The organism is Streptomyces sp. NPDC093018, assembly GCF_040684035.1.
Lineage (GTDB): Bacteria > Actinomycetota > Actinomycetes > Streptomycetales > Streptomycetaceae > Streptomyces > Streptomyces murinus.
The window spans coordinates 185,827-206,865 of the sequence record NZ_JBFBFF010000008.1 but is presented as its reverse complement, the minus strand read 5'-3'; the positions used below and the strand labels follow the sequence as shown (position 1 = coordinate 206,865).

Genomic DNA, 21,039 nt, shown 5'->3' with positions numbered 1-21,039 from the left:
CCCTGAGGCTCAGGTCCGCCTGAGAGTCCGCACCGGCTCTCCCGGCTTCCAGACCCGGACGACCAGACAGCGGTCGTCCTCGACACAGGTCCGTACGACCTCCGTCAACTCGGTGCGGAAGAGGTGGAACGGCTCCGGCGGTTCCACCTCTTCCACATATCCGGCCTTCGCCGCCCCTTCTTCGATCTCGTAGGCCCGCCCGCCGATCCGCACATCCCCGCCGGCCATGTCGGCCCCCTCGCCCGGATTGGCCTGGAGCGCGAACCGCGGATCGCGCAGCAGATCGCGGGCCTTCAGTGAGCCCGGCATCATGCCGAGCCACAGCTCGCCGCCGAGGAAGCGCACCTCCAGCCCGGAGGGCCGGGGCGAGCCGTCCCGGCGCAGGGTGACGAGGACATGGTGCCGGAAGGCGCCGAAGCGCCGCTCGACGGCCGCCGCGAAATCCGGCTCGGCCGCCGTGAAGTCTGCCCAGTTCATACCGGCCGAGTGTGCTTCCCCAACCCGACATCTCCTGTCGCCTTTCCCGTCCGGATCTCCGCTCGGTGCCCCGCCCGATCCTCATCTGCGCGCCATCTTTACGGCACATCCCTGCCCTTTTGGGCTGACCGGAGGTAACTTCCGGCCCGTACCGCCCTACCAGCGCTGGAGGACCTATGTCCGGGCCCACCCCGCCGCTGCCGCTGTCCACCGACCAGCTGCAGTTCGCCATGCCGCCGATGCACGACTCGGTCGAGGACGAGCGCCGGCACCGCAAGGAACGGCTCGCCGGAGCCCTGCGGATCTTCGGGCGGAACGGCTTCGAGGACGGCGTCTCCGGCCACATCACCGCCCGGGACCCGGAGTTCAGCGACTGCTTCTGGGTCAACCCCTTCGGCATGCCCTTCCGGCACGTCACCGTCAGCGACCTCGTCCTCGTCAACCAGGACGGACAGGTCATCGAGGGCCGCTACCACGTCAACCAGGCCGCCTTCACCGTGCACGCCCAGGTCCACGCCGCCCGCCCGGACGTCGTCGCCGTCGCCCACTGCCACTCCGTGCACGGCCGCGCCCTCGCCGCCCTCGGTGACCTCATCGACCCCCTCACCCAGGAGAGCTGCGCCTTCTACGAGGACGCCGCCCTCTACGACGCCTACACCGGTGTCACTGTCGACGCCGAGGAGGGCCGCCGCATCGCCGCCGCGCTCGGCTCCCGCAAGGCGCTGGTGCTGCGCAACCACGGGCTGCTCACCGTCGGCGGCTCCGTGGACGCCGCCGCCTGGTGGTTCCTGTCCATGGACCGCTCCTGCCAGGTGCAGCTGCTGGCCCGCGCGGCCGGCCGCCCGGTCCTCATCGAGCACAAACTCGCCGTCGCCACCCGCGAGCAACTCGGCGGCGACCTCGTGGCCTGGATCAACTACCAGCCCCTCTGGCGGGAAGTCACCCACAGCGAACCCGACCTGCTCGGCTGAGCCCCGGGGCGGCGGGAGCGGCCGCGTCAACCCGCTGCTCGACAGTTCACCCTTCAGGATCATGTCGGCGGCCCCCGGCCGGTCCCGGTAGGGCACAATTCGCTGTTGACGTACGGGAGTTGCACGGCGGCGGGACGGCTCACCGAGGGGCCGTCGGCCGTGCCGCGAGGTCGCGGGGAAGGCGGGCGTCGGACGTGGCGGTGCAGGAGGCCAGAGAGGGCGCGGACGCCGAGGGTGTCCATGAGGGCGGCTGCGGCTGCGGGGACTGTCCGCACGGCGCCCGCGAGGGACACCGGCGGGCCGTCGCCACGTTCCTGCGACGCCGCGACGAGTTCGCCGCCGGCCAGGGCCTGCCCGCCGCCGTGGCCTACTCTCCCTCGGCCTCCCGCCAGTGGGTCTCCGAGGAGCTGACCCAGCGCGCGGAGGCCGTCGCCGAACGCGGCCGCGCCGAGGGCGAGATGTGGCTCACCCGCCTGTGGCTGCGCACCCTGTGCACGGTGTGGGGCGCGGTCCTCGCCCTGCTGCTCGGCGAGGCGCTGACCGCGATCGGCGCCGGCTGGACCACCGCCCGCACCGCGGCCCTGCTCGCCGCCCTCGTCGTGGCCGGCACGCTGACCGCCGCCTGCTGGTTCCACCGGGCGCGGGGCGGCGCTCTCGCCCCGGTGATCGGCGAGGACCATCGCATGTCCACCTCCCGTTCCGTCGCCGTCTGCTGGGTCCTGTTCATCGGCTACGCCGTACTGCTGCTCGCCGCCCGCCTGGCCGCCGCCTCCGACCACGCCGAACGCGACGCGCTCATCTCGGGCCTCGACCTCGCCCGCGGCGCCGGCGTGGTGACCGTCCTCGCCGTGGTGTGCGGGATCGCCGTCCTGGTCCGCCGGGTGGTGGGCCTGCGCATCCTCGCCCAGCGGCTGCAGAAGGTCCCCGCCCACCGCCCGCGCGCCGCCGACTTGCTCACCGACGACTCCGGCCGGGGCGCCTTCACCGACATCCAGTACGTCGCCATCAGCGCCGTCGCCCTGGTCTTCGCCGCCGTCCGGCTCGCCCGCCGCCCCGACCAGCTGCCCGACCTGCCCTGGGGGCTCGCGGTCGTCGTCCTGATCTCGGCCGCCACCTATCTGGCGGGCAAGTACGCGGAGGGCGGCCGCGCGGTCATCCTCTCCGTGGTCCGCGCCCGCGAGCCCGGCGATCTGGACGGCCCGATCCGCACCGGCGACGACATCGAGATCCGCGGCACCGGCTTCGTCCCGCCCGGCGCCCGGACCGCCGAACGGCTCTCCCGCATGGTCGTCCGCATCGGCGCCGTCGACGTCCACGTCCCGCTGGTCCCGGTCACCGGCGGCTTCCGCAACCCCACCGACACCGTCCTGACCGTCCCCGTCCCGGCCGACGTCGAGCCCGGCTCGGTGGACGTCCAGGTGGTGACCGCGGCCGGAGTGCCGACCAACCGCTACACGGTCCAGATCACCGAGTGAGCATCCGCCACTCGCGATCCTCCTCTCATACGAACGCCTGAAATCCGGAAAAACCCCCGGGCGATGATTGAGCGTCCCCTCCTTGTCATACATATGGTCGGGAGAGCGGGCAGGTACGGCAGGGACAGCGGGCGAGAGGCGGCAGGCAGGATGACCGGTATTCGGATGGACACGCGCACCCCCCGGCTGAACAGCCGCAACGGCTGGCGGGACACCGCCGCCCACTACGCCCTGCTGCCCCTGCGCGTCTTCCTCGGCGTCACCTTCCTCTACGCGGGTCTGGACAAGCTCACCGACAGCGCCTTCATGAAGGCCGCCGGCGCCGGCTCGATCGGCGACACCATGCACGCGGCCCGCGGCACCGCCGCCCTCCCCGCCCTGATCGACCTCGCCCTGAAGAGCCCGGTCGGCTTCGGCTACGCCATCGCCCTCGGCGAACTGGCCGTCGGCATCGCCACCCTCCTCGGCCTCCTCGGCCGCCTCGCCGCACTGGGCGGCGCGCTGATCTCCCTCAGCCTCTGGCTGACCATGAGCTGGGCGACGACCCCGTACTACTACGGCAACGACCTCGCCTACCTGATGGCCTGGCTCCCCCTGATCCTCGCCGGAGCCCCGTATCTCTCACTGGACGCGGCATGGCGCGCACGAGGGCGGCAGCGGTCGCTCGGCTATCTGTAGGACGGTCGAGGGGGTAGGGCGCCGGGCGCCGAGGTCGCGGCTGGGGGCTGGGGCCGAGACCAGGGCGGGGCTGGGGCTGAGGGCCGAGGCCAGGGCGGGGCTGGGGCGGGGCCGCGGAGCCGGGTTGCGGGGGTGGTCCGGGGATCGGCTGTCTGCGGGATGCCTCCCGGCCTGCGGGAAGCTGCCGGGTACTCGGGTCGGCCGACTCGGTGCCGCCGCGTCGCATCCTCGCGGTGCCGTCGTCCCCGCCGTCCCCTCCCGTGCCGTCGCGCCGGGGTGCCGTCGGAGCCGTCGGGCACGATAGCGGCTCGCCGTCGCGTGATCTCGCATCGCCGTCGAGTGACCTCGCGCGCGCCCTCGGCCGATGCGCGACCCCGACCGATGCGCGACCCCGACCGATGCGCGACCCCGGCCCCGGAGGCCGCAGACAGGCTCTAGCCCTGCTCGGTTCTGCTCCGCCCACGTATCGCCCGGTTGAGCGTCGCCGTGGCACCGGCCAGGCACAGGCCGCCCACCACCAGCGGGACGATCGCGAACCAGGGGGTCTTCCACAGGCCGCCCGCGTCCCCGGCGAACACCACCCCGGTGGCGACGAGGAACAACCCGGCGACCAGCTTCCCCGGCCGGAACTCATGGCGCAGCACGGTTCACCTCCACCTCTCCGGCCCCGACCTCGAGGGTGAGATCCAGGGTGCCGCTGTCCTTGCCGCCCTCGGCCGGTGCCAGGGTCACTGCCCGGTGCCGTTGCGGCAGCACGTCCACGTCCTTTCCGTTCTTCTCTCCCGGCAACTTGATGTCGCCCACGCCCACATCGATGTTCATCCGCACGGTCGCGTCGGCCGGCACGATCACCCTCAGCTGGCCGGCCCCGATGTGCGCGTCCGTGCTGACGGTCTGCCCCTTGGCCGGGCGTACCCGGGTCAGGTCGAGGGTGCCCCGGCCCGTGCCCAGTTCGTACGCCGGCTGGACCTGCGCCGCGGCGCCGGGTATCCAGGACGTCTCCCGCCAGTGCGTGGTGATGTCCCGGGGCATCGCCGCCGCGCCGCCGAGCAGAGCGGCGGTGACGATCGCCAGGAACACCGTCCCGGCGCCGGTGCGACCCAGGAAGGAGCTGACCGCGATGCCCAGGCCGAAGACGGCCAGCGCACAGGCGAGTCCGGTCTGAAGGCTGGCGCCCAGGGTGTGGGTGTGCCATGTCAGCCCGGAGCCCAGGCCGCCCGCCAGCAGTGCCAGCAGGAACACCGGGCCGCCTATCCAGCGAGGTCCACGAGGCTTCGGGGGCGCGGGGCGCGGCGGCTGCTGTGCGGCGCCGGGGTGGGTCCAGGGGGTGGCGAGGCGGACGTCGACGACCGAGAGCAGGTCTCCGTCCCGGATCCGCGCGTCGCCGGGCCCCCACAGATAGCCGGTGCCGCCGACATGGGTGCCGTCCTTGACGATCGGGTCCCGCCACCACGACGGGTAGCTGATGGCGACCGGCGGCGCCTTCGCCTCCGGCGGCGCGTCGGCGGCGGCCTGTGCGGCCAGCGGGTCGGGGTCGGGGGCGCCACGGCGCCGCGACCAGTACCCGGCACCGGCGAGCATCAGTGAGAGCACCGCGGCGAAGGCCAGCGCCGCGCCGTTTCTCAGCATGGTCAGGAAGGTCCCGCAGCCGACCAGGGCGAACAGCACGGCGGCCAGCGCCTGGCCGTCGACCCGGCCGGTCAGCAGCTTGCGCAGTTCGTTCTCGTCCTCGTCCTCGTACGGCACCAGCAGCCACACGAAGCCGTAGAAGATGAGACCGATGCCGCCGGTCGCGGACAGGACGGCCAGGGTGATCCGGAATATCACCGGGTCCATGTCGGCCTGCCGGCCGAGCCCTGTGCACACGCCCGCGATCATCTTGTACCGGCGCCCGCGCCGGAACCGCTCGGGTGCGTCCTCGGCGGGACCAGGCTGCCGCACGGGTCCCTGCGGCTGTCCCTCGGCCTGGGCCTGGCCCGGGCCGGCGCCTGTGCCGTTCGTCCCCTCCGCGTTGTCCGTCTTCTCTGTGCCTTCCGTCTTCCCCGTGCCTTCCGTGCGAGGGGCGGTGCCGCCGGTGGCCGCGCCTGTCCCTTCCGTCGCGGCGGGCGCGGCATCCGTCGGCCCGGTGCCCGGGGCCGGGCGTGGGCCGCCGGGTCCCGGACCCGTCGCGGCGTGCTCGTGATCCGTCATGAGTCCATGGTGACGGCCGGGGCGGCGCGGCGGCAGTCGGGACAACCCTGGGCGAACCCTGAAATCGGCCCTGAGACGGGCCGGGGGAAGCGTTCGAGCTGCGCGGAGCGGCCGGAACCGGGTCGGGAGCGAGGCCCCCGACCCGGCCCCGGGGAAGATCAGGGGCGTCTCGGGGACGGACCCTGATGCCCCGCCCCGGCCGGCCGTGTGACCATCGATGCCATGCCGGAAGCCGCAAGCCTGCCACTCGACGACCCGCGGCCGCCGCGCAAGCTCTACCGCAGCGGCGACGGACGCTGGCTCGGCGGAGTGGCGCGGGGCCTCGCCGGGCATCTCGGGCTGCCCGTCGTCTGGGTCCGGCTCGCGTTCGTCGGCCTGTTCATGGCCAACGGTCTGGGCGCGCTGCTGTACGCGGCCTTCTGGTTCTTCGTCCCGCTCGGTGTCGGTGGCGTCGGCGGACAGAAGACGTCCCCGGTCGCCGCCGAGACCACGCCCGGCGGCCGCAGAAGACTCGTGGCCCGCAAGCCGGACCGCGGCCAGATGGTCGCGCTGCTCCTCATGGTCATCGTGTCCATGGTCTTCGTGGGCAGCGTCAATCCGACCGGCGCGGCCAAGGCGTATCTGGTCCCCGCCGTGCTCGTCGCGGCCGGTGTCGCCCTCGTCTGGCGCCAGGCGGACAACGCCCGCCGGGCCCGCTGGGTCGAGGTCGGCCGGCATCGCCGCACCCTGACCCTGGTCCGCGCGGCCGCCGGTGTCCTGCTGGTCACGGCCGGTGTCTCGGCGATCTTCGTCCTCCAGGGTTCGGCCGCGCACCTCGGGGCCGTCCTCCAGGCCGCGCTCGCCGTCCTCGTCGGGATCACCCTGCTCGCCGGTCCGTATCTGGTCCGGATGACCCAGGACCTCTCCGAGGAGCGGCTGATGCGCATCCGCGCCCAGGAACGAGCGGAGGTCGCCGCCCATGTCCATGACTCCGTGCTGCACACCCTCACCCTGATCCAGCGCAACGCGGACAACGCGGGCGAGGTCCGCCGCCTCGCCCGCGCCCAGGAGCGCGACCTGCGCACCTGGCTCTACAAGCCGGAGGGCACCGGCAAGGAGGAGGCCGACGAGCCGGACACGGTCGCGGAGGCGGTGCGGCGCAATGCGGCCGAGGTCGAGGACAAGCACGGGGTGCCCATAGAGGTGGTCGTCGTCGGCGACTGCCCGTTGGACGAGCGGATCGGTGCGCAGATGCAGGCCGCGCGGGAAGCGATGGTGAACGCCGCCAAGTACGGTGGCGACGGCGGCGCCGTGCAGGTCTACGCCGAGGTCGAGGGCAGAACGGTGTTCGTGTCCGTGCGCGACCGCGGCCCGGGCTTCGATTTCGACTCGATACCCGCCGACCGCATGGGTGTCAGGGAATCGATCATCGGACGCATGGAGCGCAACGGCGGCACGGCCCGGCTACGGGCGGTACCGGGGGGCGGCACGGAGGTCGAGCTGGAGATGGAGAGGGCGGAGAAGACGGCATGAGCGACGGGACCGAGGCGAACGGCACGGCGGAGTCGGCGGAGGCCGCCGCGATCGGCGGACTCGCCGGCGGCGGTGCGGGCGGGCGGCACGTACGGGTGGTGCTGGTGGACGACCACCGGATGTTCCGTACCGGCGTACAGGCGGAGATCGGTCAGACCGCCACGACGGGTGTCGAGGTGGTGGGCGAGGCCGCGGACGTCGACCAGGCGGTCACCGTCATCGGCGCGACCCGGCCCGAGGTGGTCCTCCTCGACGTCCATCTGCCGGGCGGTGGCGGGGTCGAGGTGCTGCGCCGGTGCGCGGCGCTGATGGCGGACGCCGAGCAGCCGGTGCGCTTCCTCGCGCTGTCCGTGTCGGACGCGGCGGAGGACGTCATCGGGGTGATCCGCGGCGGCGCCCGTGGCTATGTCACCAAGACCATCACCGGTACCGACCTGGTGGACTCGATCTTCCGGGTCCAGGAAGGGGACGCCGTCTTCTCCCCGCGGCTGGCCGGCTTCGTCCTGGACGCCTTCGCCTCCACCGACGCCCCGCCCGTGGACGAGGACCTGGACCGCCTCACCCAGCGCGAACGGGAGGTGCTGCGCCTGATCGCCCGGGGCTACGCCTACAAGGAGATCGCCAAGCAGCTCTTCATCTCGGTGAAGACGGTCGAGTCCCATGTCTCGGCGGTCCTGCGCAAGCTCCAGCTGTCCAACCGGCACGAGCTGACCCGGTGGGCGACGGCGCGGCGACTGGTCTGACCCCGGCGGAACGGATCCCCGGCGGGACGGATCCCTGGCGGTCCGGGCCCACTCGCGGGGCCCCTCACACCACCCGCGTCGCCCCCGCGAACGGCATCTGGTCGATCGGGGCCACACGGACCGGGGCCGAGGGGTTGGGGGCGTGGATCATGCGGCCGTTGCCGATGTAGAGGCCGACGTGGCTGACGCCGGAGTAGAAGAACACCAGGTCGCCGGGGCGCAGTTCGGAGCGGGAGACACGGCGGCCGGCGTCGATCTGGGCGTAGGTGGTGCGGGGGAGGGACACCCCGGCGGAGCGGTAGGCGGCCTGGACCAGGCCCGAGCAGTCGAAGGAGTGGGGGCCGGTCGCGCCCCACACATAGGGGCTGCCGAGTTTGGCGAAGGCGTAGGCGACGGCCGCCGCGGCGCGGGAGTCGGGGGCGGCGACGGCCCGTGCCGACGCCTGCCGGGTGCCGTCGGCCGGCCGGGAGGCGACTCCCGGGGCGGTGCCGCCGGTGTCGTCCGCGCCGGTCACCTGGTCGCGTTGCGACGGGGTCAGCTCGGCCAGCAGCCGTCGGGCCTCGGTCAGTTTGCCGGTGACGGACGCCTTCTGCCGCCGCAGTTCGTCCTGGTGGGACTTCAGCGACGTCAGCTCGACGCGGGCGGCGCCGCGCAACCGCTCGATCTCCTGGAGCTGTCGGCGCACCTGGGACACGGCGGCGGCCTGCCGGTCGCCGGCGCGTTCGGCGAGGGCGGCGTCGTCCAGGTAGCGGTTCGGGTCGCTGGACAGGGCGAGTTGCCAGGCGGGGGCGATGTCACCGGAGCGGTACTGCGCGGCGGCGAAGGTGCCGAGCGCGTCCCGGGCGGAGTTGAGCTTCTGCGTCTTGCGGGCGGCCTCGTCGCGCAGTGAGTTCAGCCGGGCTTCGCCCGAGTCCGCCTGTTCCTTGGCGCCGTCGTACTTCTGCGTGGCGGTCTCGGCCTCCCGGTACAGGGTGTCCACCTCGGTCTTCACCTGTGTCGGCGTCAGCCGGGGCTCGGCCTGTCCGGTGCCGTCGAAGCCCGTCGCGGTGGCCGCCCCCGCCATGGCGAGGATGGCCGCCGTCCGGGCCGTACGACCCCGGAACGGGTGCTGCCGTGGCCTGCGATGCGCTGCCACCTGTGCCGTCACGTCCTTTCGTACGACCGATGCCGGTCGATGCGACCGATTCATCTGGTACATCCGTACATCCGATGCGGACCCGGCGGCTGAGGCCGGGTGCCTGGGGGAGGACGCTAAGCCGGACGGTGACGAGTTGGTAACGCGGTGTGCGGAAATGGCTTTGATGGGGCGTTACATGCCCGTATGTGACCGTGTCGAAGGGTTCGGGGTGTCGCCTTCATGTGGCGTGGTGATCGAAGGGCGAGAAGTGATGAAGGGGATGGCGGTGGGGTGCTATGGGGCGCATTGGTGCGGGATGCGCGCATGACCGGGGGCGGTGACGGGCGGTCGCGGGGCGCTGGTTAGGCTCCCGCTCCATGGACGTACTCATCCATCTCTTCGTCGGCCTGCACATCATCGGCATCGCCGCGTTGCTCGGTGGTTTCCTTACCCAGATGAAGGCGATGGGCCAGGGCACGGCGCGGTTCGTGCCCGGGATGCTGCACGGAGCGCTGACCATGCTGGTCACCGGTGTGGCCCTGGTCGGGCTCAATCAGGCGCAGGGTGCCCAGATCAACACCATCAAGATCGGCATCAAGCTGGCGCTGCTGATCGTGATCCTCGGCCTCGTCTACGTCAAGCGGGACGAGGAGCGGATCGACAAGGCACAGTTCGGGCTGGTCGGCGCGCTGACCGCGACGAACATCTTCATCGCGGTGCTCTGGACCTGACCTCACCGCACCCGGCGCGGGCCGTGCGCACCGCGTCGGTGACCGTGCCGGCGGCCACCCAGAGCCACCCCGCCACCGCCACCCAGACCAGCACCTGCCCCGGCCCCCTGAGCCAGGGGGCGCCCACCGCGGTCCCGACGGACAGGGTCGCCGCGGCCGCCATGCCCAGCGGGAAGACCGTCGCCCACCGGCGCTGGTCGTAGCGGAACCGGGGGCGGACCGCCTCCGCGACCAGCAGGGCGACATAGGCCACCAGGCACAGGGCGAGCAGCAGGACCGTCGTGGTGCGCAGGGCGTCGCGGTCGTCGTCGTTCCACAGATACAGCCCGCCCGTGTCCCCAGCGGCGAGCAGGCCCGCCCCGGCCAGTGCCGAGATGGCGAGCGCCCCGCCCGCGACCCAGTGGTCCCCGGGCCCCTCCAGCACCTGCCGGGCATCGAAGCGGGGCAGGGCGAAGGCGTAGAGCACCAGGCCGAGCCAGAACAGCACCAGCGCGGTGTGCGCGAGCCACGCCCTGTGCTCGGCCGCCGCCAGCGCCGCCGCGGACACCACCAGCCCCTGGGTGGCCACACAGCACAGGAACACCGCGCCCGGCATCCGTGACCGCCAGTGCCGTACGACGATCGGCAGCAGCACCGCCCAGAGCACCGCCGCGAGGGCCAGCAGCGCCTCGGCCAGGGGGTGCGGGCCCAGTGTGGCGAGCCGGGAGGCCAGTACGGCGGTCGCGGCGGCGGCCGTCAGTGCCGCGGGGCTCCGTGCCTCGGCCGCCCAGCGTCCCCGGTCAAGGACCAGCCGCCGTGCGAAACCGGCGCCCAGCATCGCCCAGGCGGCGCCCGCCAGTGCCAGCGCCGCCAGGGAGAGTGCCTCGGCGCCGATCAGATGCAGTCCCGTCGACACGATGCCGGTCGCCATCACGGCGGTCCCAGCGGCCGGTGACCGGCCCGTCCACCACGTACGCAGACCGGACATGTGCCCGATGCTAGGCAGCGTCCCGGGCCGAGCGCCACGGGCACGCGCGCGGGGGCGCGAAAACACCCCGACGGGACGGGCCGGGCGGGATGCCAACGAAGGGGGCGCCGACGGGGCGGTGGCCTGTGGACCCCGCCCCCACTTCAAGACTTCAAGGCCCCCGTATGGGATTCCCATAGGCTCCCCCTCCGTGATTCCCCCGGCTTTACCCTCGGGTTTGCGGGAGCGGGACCGGTTGTCGGTGGGGCGCCCTAGACTCGGAAGGCGATGAGCAGCCTCTTTGACGACAGCTTCCTGGCGGATCTCCAGGCCCCGCGTGGGCACGAGGAGGAACATGGGCCGCCCCCCGAGGACGATCATGCTCCGGAGCCGATCCCGGAGGATCTGTTCGGCGGGAAGTTCGACGTGCCGCCGGACCGGGACACCCACTACCGCGACGGCGCCCCGCGCCCCCCGCTCGACGCGGCCGCCCTGCTGGAGGGGCTGAACGAGAATCAGCGTGCCGCGGTCGCGCACGCCGGCTCCCCGCTGCTCATCGTGGCCGGCGCCGGCTCCGGCAAGACCCGGGTGCTCACCCACCGGATCGCCCATCTGCTCGCCGAGCGCCATGTGCACCCGGGGCAGATCCTCGCGATCACCTTCACCAACAAGGCCGCGGGCGAGATGAAGGAGCGCGTCGAGCAGCTCGTCGGTCCGCGCGCCGCCGCGATGTGGGTGATGACCTTCCACAGCGCGTGTGTGCGTATCCTGCGCCGGGAGAGCAAGAAGCTCGGCTTCACCTCGTCGTTCTCGATCTACGACGCCGCCGACAGCAAGCGCCTGATGGCCCTGGTCTGCCGTGACCTGGACCTCGACCCCAAGCGCTTCCCGCCCAAGTCCTTCAGCGCCAAGATCAGCAATCTGAAGAACGAGCTGATCGACGAGGAGGACTTCGCCGCGCAGGCCGCGGACGGCTTCGAGAAGACCCTCGCCCAGGCGTACGCGCTCTACCAGTCGCGGCTGCGCGAGGCCAACGCGCTCGACTTCGACGACCTGATCATGACGACGGTCAATCTGCTGCGCGCCTTCCCGGACGTCGCCGAGCACTACCGCCGCCGCTTCCGGCATGTCCTGGTGGACGAGTACCAGGACACCAACCACGCCCAGTACGCGCTGGTCCGCGAGCTGGTCGGCACCGGCGCGCACGACGCGGACGTACCGCCCGGCGAGTACGACCTCCCGCCCGCCGAGCTGTGCGTCGTGGGTGACGCGGACCAGTCGATCTACGCCTTCCGCGGCGCGACCATCCGCAACATCCTCCAGTTCGAGGAGGACTACCCGAACGCGACGACGATCCTGCTGGAGCAGAACTACCGCTCCACGCAGACCATCCTGTCCGCCGCCAACGCCGTCATCGAGCGCAATGAGTCCCGCCGCCCGAAGAACCTGTGGACCAACGCGGGGCAGGGCGCGCGGATCACCGGCTATGTCGCCGACACCGAGCACGACGAGGCCCAGTTCGTCGCCGAGGAGATAGACCGCCTCACGGACGCGGGCGAGGCGCGCGCCGGTGACGTCGCCGTCTTCTACCGGACCAACGCCCAGTCCCGTGTCTTCGAAGAGATCTTCATCCGCGTCGGCCTGCCCTACAAGGTCGTCGGCGGGGTCCGCTTCTACGAGCGCAAGGAGGTCCGGGACGTCCTCGCCTATCTGCGCGTTCTCGCCAACCCCGAGGACTCGGTGCCGCTGCGCCGCATCCTCAACGTGCCCAAGCGGGGCATCGGCGAGCGCGCCGAGGCGATGATCGACGCCCTCGCCCAGCGCGAGAAGATCAGCTTCCCGCAGGCGCTCAAGCGGGTGGACGAGGCGTACGGCATGGCCGCGCGCTCCACCAACGCGGTCAAGCGCTTCAACACGCTGATGGAGGACTTGCGCACCATCGTGGAGTCCGGCGCCGGACCGGCCACGGTCCTGGAGGCCATACTCGAACGCACCGGCTATCTCGCCGAGTTGCAGAACTCCACCGACCCGCAGGACGAGACCCGTATCGAGAACCTCCAGGAACTCGCCGCCGTCGCCCTGGAGTTCGAACAGGAGCGCGGGGAGGGCGAGGCGGCACCGGATGCCCCCGCCGCGGGCGGCACGCTGGCCGACTTCCTGGAGCAGGTCGCCCTGGTCGCCGACTCCGACCAGATCCCCGACGAGGAGGACGGCGACGGCGTCATCACCTTGATGACCCTGCACACCGCCAAGGGCCTGGAGTTCCCGGTCGTCTTCCTGACCGGTATGGAGGACGGCGTCTTCCCGCACATGCGCGCCCTCGGGCAGGTCAAGGAGCTGGAGGAGGAGCGGCGCCTGGCGTACGTGGGCATCACCCGTGCGCGGGAGCGGCTGTACCTCACGCGGGCCGCGATGCGCAGCGCCTGGGGCCAGCCGTCGTACAACCCGCCCTCCCGCTTCCTGGAGGAGATCCCGGCCACGCATGTGGACTGGAAGCGCACCGGCGCGACGGCGCCGCTGTCCTCCGGGCCCGCGTCCGGGGTGGCGGCCTCGCTGTCCTCGTCGCGTTCGCGTTCCTCGGCCTCGGGCGCGTCCGGCTTCGCCACGCGGCGCACCGCGGAGAAGCCGGTGGTCGGGCTGTCCGTCGGGGACCGGGTCACCCACGACCAGTTCGGGCTCGGCACGGTCGTCGGGGTCAAGGGCACGGGCGCGAACGCGGAGGCGACGATCGACTTCGGCGACACCAAGCCGAAGCGGCTGCTGCTGCGGTACGCGCCGGTGGAGAAGCTGTAGGCGGATACGCGAAAGCAGACACGGAAAGGGGCCCTCGCCGATCGGCGGGGCCCCTTTCGTTCAAGGCTTCGCTACGTGGGGTCGAGACCGTGGCTGCGCAGCCAGGGCAGCGGGTCGACCGCCGCCCCGCCGCCGGGCCGCACCTCGAAGTGCAGATGCGGGCCGGTGGAGTTGCCGGAGTTGCCGGAGTCGGCGATCGGCTGGCCGGCCTTGACGGTCGTACCGGGCGCGACGACGTAGTGGGAGAGGTGGCAGTACCAGGTCTCCGTGCCGTCCTTCGCGGTCAGGATCAGCATGTTGCCGTAGGCGCTGTTCCACTTGGTGGCGACAGTGCCGTCGGTCGCGGCCATCACCGTGGTGCCGTAGGCGACGGGGAAGTCGATGCCGGTGTGCACGGACATCCAGTTGACGCCGGCCTGGCCGAAGTAGGCGCTGAGGCCCTTCTGGAGGACCGGCAGCATGAACTTGGGCCGCAGCCGTTCCTTCAGCGCGGCCTCCGCGGCCGCCTTCTTCTTCTCCTGGTCCTGCTGCTGCTTGAGGTCGATCCGCTCCTGGGTGCGGCTCGCCCGGTCGGCGAAGTCGTCGGCGCCGGCCGAGAGCCCCCTGAGCTGGGTGTCCAGCTTGCTGTTGGCGGCCGACGGCTGGACCGCGTGCGCGTCCGAGGCGGAGGCGGTGGTCTCGGTGGAACCGTCGTCGTGCAGGGCGCCGATGGAGGCCGCGGCGATCCCGGCGACCCCCACCACACAGGCCGAGGGAACGGCGACGGTCAGCAGCGCGGAGCGCTTCGCGGGCGTACGGCGCCGGGAGCGCGCCCCGGCCCGCGCCCCGGCGCGCCCACCCGAGGGGGCCGGAGCCGGTGCGGGCTCCTGCTGCTCCTCCAACAGATGCGGTACGGCGTCGAGTTCACCGGTGCCGTCCAGCTCGGCGAACCCCTCGAAGGTCGCGGTCTCCTGCTGGTCGAACGGCACGGCGTCCGGCTCGTACGACGCGCTCTCCGGCTCGTACGCCACGGTGTCCTGCTGGTACGGCGCCGCCTCCTGCTCGTACGGCGCGGCGTCCTGCTCGGCGCCCGTCGGCACGGCCGGTCCGCCGGAGTTCCACTGCGTGGCGTCGTACGCGCCCGTGTCGAAGGTCTGGGTGCCCCACTCCCACTGCTGGGTGGCGTCGGGGGCACCGGACCGGTCGGGGTGCAGCCAGGCGCCGGTGTCCCACTGGCCGCTCACCTCGTTGCCGGTGGCCTGCGCGGGGACGGTCCAGGCGGTGCTGTCGTAGGCACCGGTGTCGTAACCGCCCTGGTGCTGGGGCGCGTAGGCGCCGTAGGCCGGGCTCTGGACGGTGTCGGAATGCCATGGGCCAGTGGCATATTCACCCGTGGCATGGGTATCGCTGGGGATGTGCCCGAAGAGCGGGTCCGGGTCGAAGCCCGGGGTGGAACCACTGGTGAAACCGGTGGCGTCGTAGCCGCCGTACGTGGTGAAGTCGTCGTAGGGGACTTCCGGAGTTCCGTACGACGCCGGGGGCGCCGCGGAGGCGTCGGAAGCCGGGGCCGGGGTGGTCAGGGTCCCCGACGGGTGACGGTCGTTCACCAACTTCTCTTTCGCCTCGACAACAGGGGCTGCCAGAGCAGTGCGGCGACTGTACCCGGCGGTATGCGGGCGCGACAATCTTCGGCCGGTTTCGCTGAGCCGGAAAAGGGCATTCGGCGCCGTTTCGGGGGGCGCTCGACCCGAGTTTGGCTTTCTGTTCGATGTGTGTTCGATGTCAGGCGGCTGTGCGGCGGCGTCGTACGACCCGCACGGCGTGCTCGGACGGCCTCACGCCACCGTCAGACCGTTCGCGGGCCCCTCCTTGGCGTCGGCGAAGTCCAGCGCCTCGCGTATCCCGGCCGCCACGGCGGGGTGCACCGGCAGGGCGAGATGGCCGATGCCGGTCACCCGGATGTTGCGCGCGTCCAGGTCGGGGTGCTCAAGGCAGGCCGTCTCCAGCGGGTCCATCAGCGGGTCCAGGTCGCTCCAGAAGCTGACGAACCGGGTGCGGCAGCCGGGCGCGGGGCGGCCCAGTTCCTCGATGACCCCCGAACCGGGCCGCATCTGGCGCACGATGGGATGAGCGTCGGCCAGCGGCGCGACCCGAGTGCCGGAGTGCGGGGTGCCGAGGGTGATCAGGGTGCGTACGCGCAGGTCACCGCCCATGCACTGCACGTAGTACCGGGCGATCAGGCCGCCCAGGCTGTGCCCCACGATGTCCACCCGGTCGCTGCCGGTGCGCGCGCAGATCTCCTCCACATGCCGGCCGAACAGCTCGGCGGCGGTGCGGATGTCGCAGGTCAGGGGGGAGTAGTTGAGCGATTCCACGCGCTGCCCGCCGTGCTGGGCCAGGCTGCGGCGCAGCAGTACGAACACCGAGCGGTTGTCGATGAAGCCGTGCAGCAGCACGACCGGGGGGCCGGGGCGGACGGGCAGCCGGGCGGTGCCGTCGGGCACGGCCACGGCGGGGGCGAGTCGCTCCTGGAAGAGGCCGGTCGGATACAGCAGGACGTGTCCGGCCAGGATCGCGGCGTCCAGGGCGGTCGCCTTCAGCAGTGTCACCGACAGCCCGGCCAGTTTGCCGGGCCACAGGCGACGGCAGTACGTGTACGGGGAGAAGAGTGGCACTACTCCGGTGACCTTCATGGCCGACCTCCCGTCGGCACACCCGAGGACGGCTCCATCCCCCGTGTGCCTTCATGTCCCACTCAATGAATTCCCCGTCGTCGCGCACCGTAAAACAGCCGGGCGCGGGATGCTGGAGACAACGCCCGTTCACCCCGCGACGGGTGGCGGGGCGTGCCGAAGGTGCGGTACTTGTCGGAAGGCGGCGGCGAGCGCCTCCGCCGGTCGTGCGCCGCGGTCGCGTGCGGGGCGCTCTGCGAGGTGCTCGTGTGAGGGAGGCAGTGATGGGTGTGGCAGCCGGTCCGATCCGTGTGGTGGTCGCCAAGCCGGGCCTCGACGGCCACGACCGGGGGGCCAAGGTCATCGCGCGCGCCCTGCGGGACGCCGGGATGGAGGTCATCTACACCGGGCTGCACCAGACGCCCGAGCAGATCGTGGACACCGCGCTCCAGGAGGACGCGGACGCGATCGGCCTGTCCATCCTCTCCGGCGCGCACAACACCCTGTTCGCCGCGGTCCTCGACCTGCTCAGGGAGCGTGACGCCGAGGACATCCTCGTCTTCGGCGGCGGCATCATCCCGGAGGAGGACATCCCGCCGCTGAAGGAGAAGGGCGTCGCGGAGATCTTCACCCCGGGCGCGACGACCGCGTCGATCGTGGAGTGGGTCAGGCAGAACGTGCGGCAACCGGCGGCGTCCGGGGGCTGAGGCGGCGCGCCGGGCCGACCTGGGCCGGGCCGGGCCGAGCCGTCAGGCTGCCGGACGGGGCGGACGGGGCGGACGGGGCGGACGGGGCGGCCGGTGCCGCTGGGGGCCCGTGGGGCCGCGTGCCCGTGGGACTACGACGCCCGCCCCGCCCCCGGCCCGCTCCCGCGCGCCGGTCCCGCCTCCGTGTGCCGGTTGCGCCTGGTGCCCCTGGGTTGGCGTGCCAGTGGGTCCGTGGTGCCCAGCCCTCGGTCCGCTCCTGTGTCGGTCGCGCTTCCGCGTGCGAGTCTCCGCCGGGTGCCCGTGGGTGGGTGGGCCGCTCGGCCCATGGTGTCCGGTCTCCGGCCCGCTTCCGCGTGCCGGTCCTGCCGGGTGCCCATGGGCCCATGCTGCTCGGTCTCCGGCCCGCCCCCGCGCGCCGGTCTCCGCCGGGTGGCCATGAGCCCGCGTGCCTGTGGGGTCGTGGTGCCCTGCCCGGCCCGTCCCCCGTGTCGGCCCGCCCCTGTGCCGGTTCCGCTCCGCGTATCCGCGCGCCGGTCCCACCCTGCGCGCGGGTCTCCGCCGGTGGCCCATGAGCCCGTGAGTCCGCGTGCCTGTGGGTCCATGGTGCCCGCCTCTTCCCCCCCCCGTGCAGCCCCCCGTGCCGGTTCCGCTCCGCCCATCCGCGTGCCGGTCCCGGCCTCCGCGTCAGCCCTCCCTTGCCGGTTCCGCTCCGCGTATCCGCGCGCCGGTCCCACCCCGCGCGCCGGTCTCCGCCGGTGGCCCACGAGCCCGGGTGCCCGCGTGCCCGTGCTGCCCGCCTCTTCCCCCCGGTGCAGGTCCGCCCCCGTGCCGGTTCCGCCCCGCGCATCCGCGTGCCGGTCCCGGCCTCCGCGTCGCCCCCGTGCCGCCCCCCCCGCGTGGGCCCCCCGTGCCGCCCCCCGCGTGGCCCCCCCGTGCCGGTCCCCCCGCCCCGGCGGCGCCCGGTCGTCGCTGTCACGCCGTGCCCGCAGCCCCCGCCGGGCTCAGCTCCTCCGTCATCGATGCCCGTAGTCGCAGCGTGGTGACGAGCCGCTGGAAGGCCTCCGCCCAGTAGCCTCCGGCGCCCGGTGCGGCGTCCTCGTGTTCGTCGGGTATCGCCAGCAGGGACTGGAGCCGGGCCACCTCGGCCGGGTCCAGGCAGCGTTCCGCGAGGCCCATCACGCCGCTGAAGCTCCAGGGATAACTCCCCGCGTCCCGCGCGATGTTGAGGGCGTCCACGACGGCCCGGCCCAGCGGCGCGGACCACGGCACCGCGCACACGCCGAGCAGCTGGAACGCCTCCGACAGACCGTGGGTCGCGATGAACCCGGCGACCCACTCGGCCCGTTCCGCCGGATCCAGGGTGGCCAGCAGCTTGGCGCGCTCCGCGAGGGAGACCGCCCCCGGGCCGCCCGCCTCCGGTGCCGACGGGGCGCCGAGCAGCGCCCGCGACCAGCGCGCGTCCCGCTGCCGCACCGCCGCCCGGCACCAGGCCGCGTGCAGCTCGCCCTGCCAGCCGTCCGTCACCGGCAGCGCCACGATCTCCCGCGCGTCGCGCCCGCCGAGCCGGTCCGGCCAGATGCCGAGCGGCGCGGCCTCCACCAACTGCCCCAGCCACCAGGACCGTTCGCCCCGGCCGGCGGGCGGGGTGGCCACCACGCCGTCGCGCTCCATGCCCGAGTCGCATTCGTGCGGCGCCTCCACCACGATCACCGGCCCGTCTCCCGAACGGTCCAGGGCCACACACGCCGTGGCCCGTACGGCCATCCGCGCGGCCAGCGCCGAACCCGGCAGCGCGGACAGCAGTTCCGCCGCCGTGGCCCGGACATTGCGGCTGCGGTCGCCCAGTGTCTTCTCCAGGAACGGCTCGTCCGCCGCGGACAGGCCCGAGCGCAGCGAGTCCAGGAACATCAGCCGGTCCTCCGCCCGCTCCGTCGGCCAGGTACCGGCCAGCAACTCGCGGGCGAGGCCGGGAGCTTTGGCCCGCAGCGCGCCCAGCAGGGCCACCCGTTCGGCGAACAGGCCCTCCTCCCACAGCCGTCGTATCGCCTCCGCGTCCCCGGAATCCGGGAGCGCCGCGCCGCCGCCGGGGGCCGAACGCAGGGCGAACCGCCAGTCCGGGTTGAACCGGGCCAGCCACAGTGCCCGGGGCCCCGCGAAGGCCAGCGCCGCCGGGCGCAGGTCCGTACGGCCCCGGGCCGCGTCCAGCAGCGCGGGGAGCGCCTGCGCGGGGGCCGCGTACCCATGTCCGTTGGCCGCCGCGAGCCACTGCGGGAGCAGCTCCATCAGATCCGGGGAACTGCCCCGCCGCCCACCGCCGGTGCCGCCGGAACGGTCGGCCAGCAGCGCCGCGAGCCGCCCGGCCGCGGCCGTGGGCAGCGCCGGGCGGGGATCCTCGGGCGCCCGCTCCGGCCGCCGCCCGGCCGGTGCGGGCCGCAGCCCGGCCCGTCGTCGTACGGTCGCCTCGGCGGCCGCGTCCAGCAGGGCGACGGGGGCGGGGCGGCCGGGCGCGAGCCGCGCGGGCGGGCGCCGGTCGGTGCCGAGGAGGGCGGTGGTGACCAGGTCCTCCCAGCCGCCCACGGCGTCCGGGCGGGGTGCGCTGCCGTTCATCGCGCTGCCGTTCATCGCGTTGCCTTCCCTTCGGATGGAGCGTTGCCTTCCCTTCGGGTGGACTGGAGCGGGGCGGTCAGCACAGCGGCACCGCCTCGCCGCCGCCCTCGGGCCACGCCGTGAGCGGGGTGAAGCCCCGGTGGCCGCACTCGCCGAAGACCGTGACCGGGGCGCCGCCGGACAGCGCGAGCAGACGCCACAGGCCGGGCCGGGAGCGGGCGGCGCGGGTGAGGGGCAGGGCCGAGTCCGCGCCGGCGTCGGCCAGTTGCCACTGTTCGCCGTCCGGGACCGGGACGACCCGCTCCAGGACCGCCGGGACCGACTCCAGCCAGGGGTCCTCGCGCAGGGCGGTGCCGTACCGGGCCACCGCTTCGCCCGTGGTGACACCCGGAGGGCGCGAACCGGCCGGGGCGGGCGCCGAATACCGCTCGCCCAGCGCCGCCCGGAACTGACCGGCGCCCGGATACGCGGACAACTCGGCGTCCAGGGCGAGACCCACCGGCAGGGACAGCTCCGGGGCCCGGCCGCCCGCGCCGTAGGACAGCAGCAGCCGGATGCGGTGCGACGCGGCGCCGTACAGCCAGGCCCGGCGCGTCGTCAGTTTCGCGTCCGCCGTGTCGTACTGGGCGAGGACGAGCCAGCGGTCGCGCTCGGGCGGTCCGTCCGCCGGGGCGGGCAGGCCGAGCCGGGAGCGGACCGTGGCCGCGAGGGGCTCCGGCAGCCGGTCGCGGCGCAGCCAGCCCTGGTCGAGCAGATGCACCAGCGCGCACTCCTCCAGCAACCGGGCGGGCCAGCCCGCGCCGGACGCCGGTATCGCCCCCAACTCCCGCACCCGCGCGGCCAGTCCGGGTGCCTGGGCGTCGACCATGCGGGCCGCGGTCTCCTCCCACATGCCGTACCCCGCCTGTTCGGCCGCGGCCAGACCGCCGCGCAGCAGGTCGGCCAGGCGCTGCTCCAGCTCGGTCGCGCCCGCGGTGACCCGCTCGGCCCGGCGCTCCGCGCGGCGCCGGGCCGCCTCCGGATCGGCGGCCCCACCACCGCTGTCCGGCCGCTTGTCCTCCGCGCGCCCGCGTCTGCCCGCGAGCCACTGCTCGGCCCAGTCCGGCGGCTCGGTACGGGCCGGCACCGAACTGTCGTCCCCCGCCCACAGCAGAAGCAGCCCGAGCGCGTGCTTGCACGGGAACTTACGGCTCGGACAACTGCACTTGTATGCGGGCCCGATGAGGTCGACCACCGTCTGGTACGGCCTGCTGCCGCTGCCCTTGCACTGCCCCCACACCGACTCCTTCCCGCTCCCCGCCTCGGACCACGGACCGGCCGTGCCGAGCCTGCCGCCGGCCTTGCGTGACGCGGCGTCAGGCGCCAGTGCCAGCACCTGGTCCGCGGTCCAGCGCACCCCCTGCTCAGTCATGTCTCCGACGGTAGATCCCCCCACTGACAA

17 protein-coding genes are annotated in these 21,039 nt (G+C 73.4%); 8 read left to right on the top strand and 9 right to left on the bottom strand.

What is annotated here, in order from left to right; genetic code table 11:
- Positions 1-9 precede the first annotated feature (9 nt).
- A complete protein-coding gene (locus AB0N90_RS20185; protein ID WP_365198396.1) occupies positions 10-477 on the bottom strand; it encodes a pyridoxamine 5'-phosphate oxidase family protein in 468 nt (155 codons plus the stop codon).
- A gap of 176 nt (positions 478-653) precedes the next feature.
- Between AB0N90_RS20185 and AB0N90_RS20180 the strand changes: the two genes are divergently transcribed.
- The 3 genes from AB0N90_RS20180 (at position 654) to AB0N90_RS20170 (ending at position 3,601) form a co-directional block, all read left to right on the top strand.
- Complete coding sequence (locus AB0N90_RS20180; protein WP_361676500.1) at positions 654-1,448, top strand: class II aldolase/adducin family protein; 795 nt, start codon at positions 654-656, stop codon at positions 1,446-1,448.
- Between the two features lie 194 nt (positions 1,449-1,642).
- Entirely contained in the window at positions 1,643-2,923 is a 1,281-nt protein-coding gene (locus AB0N90_RS20175; protein WP_365198393.1) for a hypothetical protein, read from the top strand.
- Between the two features lie 165 nt (positions 2,924-3,088).
- Complete coding sequence (locus AB0N90_RS20170) at positions 3,089-3,601, top strand: DoxX family membrane protein (protein WP_085566169.1); 513 nt, start codon at positions 3,089-3,091, stop codon at positions 3,599-3,601.
- Between the two features lie 434 nt (positions 3,602-4,035).
- Here the strand turns inward: AB0N90_RS20170 and AB0N90_RS20165 are convergent, their stop codons facing one another.
- The gene (locus tag AB0N90_RS20165; RefSeq protein WP_365198390.1) at positions 4,036-4,245 is read right to left on the bottom strand and encodes a hypothetical protein; all 210 of its coding nucleotides are present in this window, start codon (positions 4,243-4,245) and stop codon (positions 4,036-4,038) included.
- A complete protein-coding gene (locus AB0N90_RS20160; RefSeq protein ID WP_365198388.1) occupies positions 4,232-5,791 on the bottom strand; it encodes a PspC domain-containing protein in 1,560 nt (519 codons plus the stop codon). The genes AB0N90_RS20165 and AB0N90_RS20160 overlap by 14 nt, the downstream gene beginning before the upstream one ends.
- A gap of 222 nt (positions 5,792-6,013) precedes the next feature.
- Between AB0N90_RS20160 and AB0N90_RS20155 the strand changes: the two genes are divergently transcribed.
- A complete protein-coding gene (locus tag AB0N90_RS20155) occupies positions 6,014-7,303 on the top strand; it encodes a PspC domain-containing protein (protein WP_365198385.1) in 1,290 nt (429 codons plus the stop codon).
- Positions 7,300-8,046 carry a response regulator transcription factor gene (locus AB0N90_RS20150; protein ID WP_365198382.1) on the top strand — a complete coding sequence of 249 codons (747 nt, stop codon included), beginning with the start codon at positions 7,300-7,302 and terminating at the stop codon, positions 8,044-8,046. Before AB0N90_RS20155 ends, AB0N90_RS20150 begins: the two co-directional genes overlap by 4 nt.
- Before the next feature lie 64 nt (positions 8,047-8,110).
- On the opposite strand, the gene AB0N90_RS20145 is transcribed toward AB0N90_RS20150, so the two are convergent.
- Positions 8,111-9,181: an NlpC/P60 family protein gene (locus tag AB0N90_RS20145; protein WP_365198379.1), complete on the bottom strand. Its 1,071-nt coding sequence runs from the start codon at positions 9,179-9,181 to the stop codon at positions 8,111-8,113.
- A gap of 359 nt (positions 9,182-9,540) precedes the next feature.
- On the opposite strand from AB0N90_RS20145, the gene AB0N90_RS20140 reads away from it, so the two are divergent.
- Positions 9,541-9,894 carry a hypothetical protein gene (locus AB0N90_RS20140; RefSeq protein WP_037655947.1) on the top strand — a complete coding sequence of 118 codons (354 nt, stop codon included), beginning with the start codon at positions 9,541-9,543 and terminating at the stop codon, positions 9,892-9,894.
- On the opposite strand, the gene AB0N90_RS20135 is transcribed toward AB0N90_RS20140, so the two are convergent.
- Positions 9,872-10,861: a tellurite resistance/C4-dicarboxylate transporter family protein gene (locus AB0N90_RS20135; protein WP_365198376.1), complete on the bottom strand. Its 990-nt coding sequence runs from the start codon at positions 10,859-10,861 to the stop codon at positions 9,872-9,874. The two genes, AB0N90_RS20140 and AB0N90_RS20135, sit on opposite strands and share 23 nt — an antisense overlap.
- 267 nt (positions 10,862-11,128) lie before the next feature.
- On the opposite strand from AB0N90_RS20135, the gene pcrA reads away from it, so the two are divergent.
- A complete protein-coding gene (gene pcrA, locus AB0N90_RS20130; RefSeq protein WP_365198373.1) occupies positions 11,129-13,633 on the top strand; it encodes a DNA helicase PcrA in 2,505 nt (834 codons plus the stop codon).
- A gap of 71 nt (positions 13,634-13,704) precedes the next feature.
- On the opposite strand, the gene AB0N90_RS20125 is transcribed toward pcrA, so the two are convergent.
- Positions 13,705-15,219, bottom strand: coding sequence for a peptidoglycan DD-metalloendopeptidase family protein (locus AB0N90_RS20125; protein WP_365198370.1), 1,515 nt, complete (start codon positions 15,217-15,219; stop codon positions 13,705-13,707).
- A gap of 228 nt (positions 15,220-15,447) precedes the next feature.
- Positions 15,448-16,305: an alpha/beta fold hydrolase gene (locus AB0N90_RS20120; protein ID WP_361676467.1), complete on the bottom strand. Its 858-nt coding sequence runs from the start codon at positions 16,303-16,305 to the stop codon at positions 15,448-15,450.
- A 263-nt stretch (positions 16,306-16,568) separates the two neighbouring features.
- On the opposite strand from AB0N90_RS20120, the gene AB0N90_RS20115 reads away from it, so the two are divergent.
- Complete coding sequence (locus AB0N90_RS20115) at positions 16,569-16,991, top strand: cobalamin B12-binding domain-containing protein (protein WP_361676464.1); 423 nt, start codon at positions 16,569-16,571, stop codon at positions 16,989-16,991.
- Positions 16,992-17,963: 972 nt separating this feature from the next.
- Here the strand turns inward: AB0N90_RS20115 and AB0N90_RS20110 are convergent.
- Positions 17,964-19,613 (bottom strand): DUF5691 domain-containing protein, encoded by a 1,650-nt coding sequence (locus AB0N90_RS20110; protein ID WP_365198366.1) that lies wholly within the window; start codon positions 19,611-19,613, stop codon positions 17,964-17,966.
- Between the two features lie 61 nt (positions 19,614-19,674).
- Positions 19,675-21,009, bottom strand: coding sequence for an SWIM zinc finger family protein (locus tag AB0N90_RS20105; protein ID WP_365198363.1), 1,335 nt, complete (start codon positions 21,007-21,009; stop codon positions 19,675-19,677).
- Positions 21,010-21,039 lie beyond the last annotated feature (30 nt).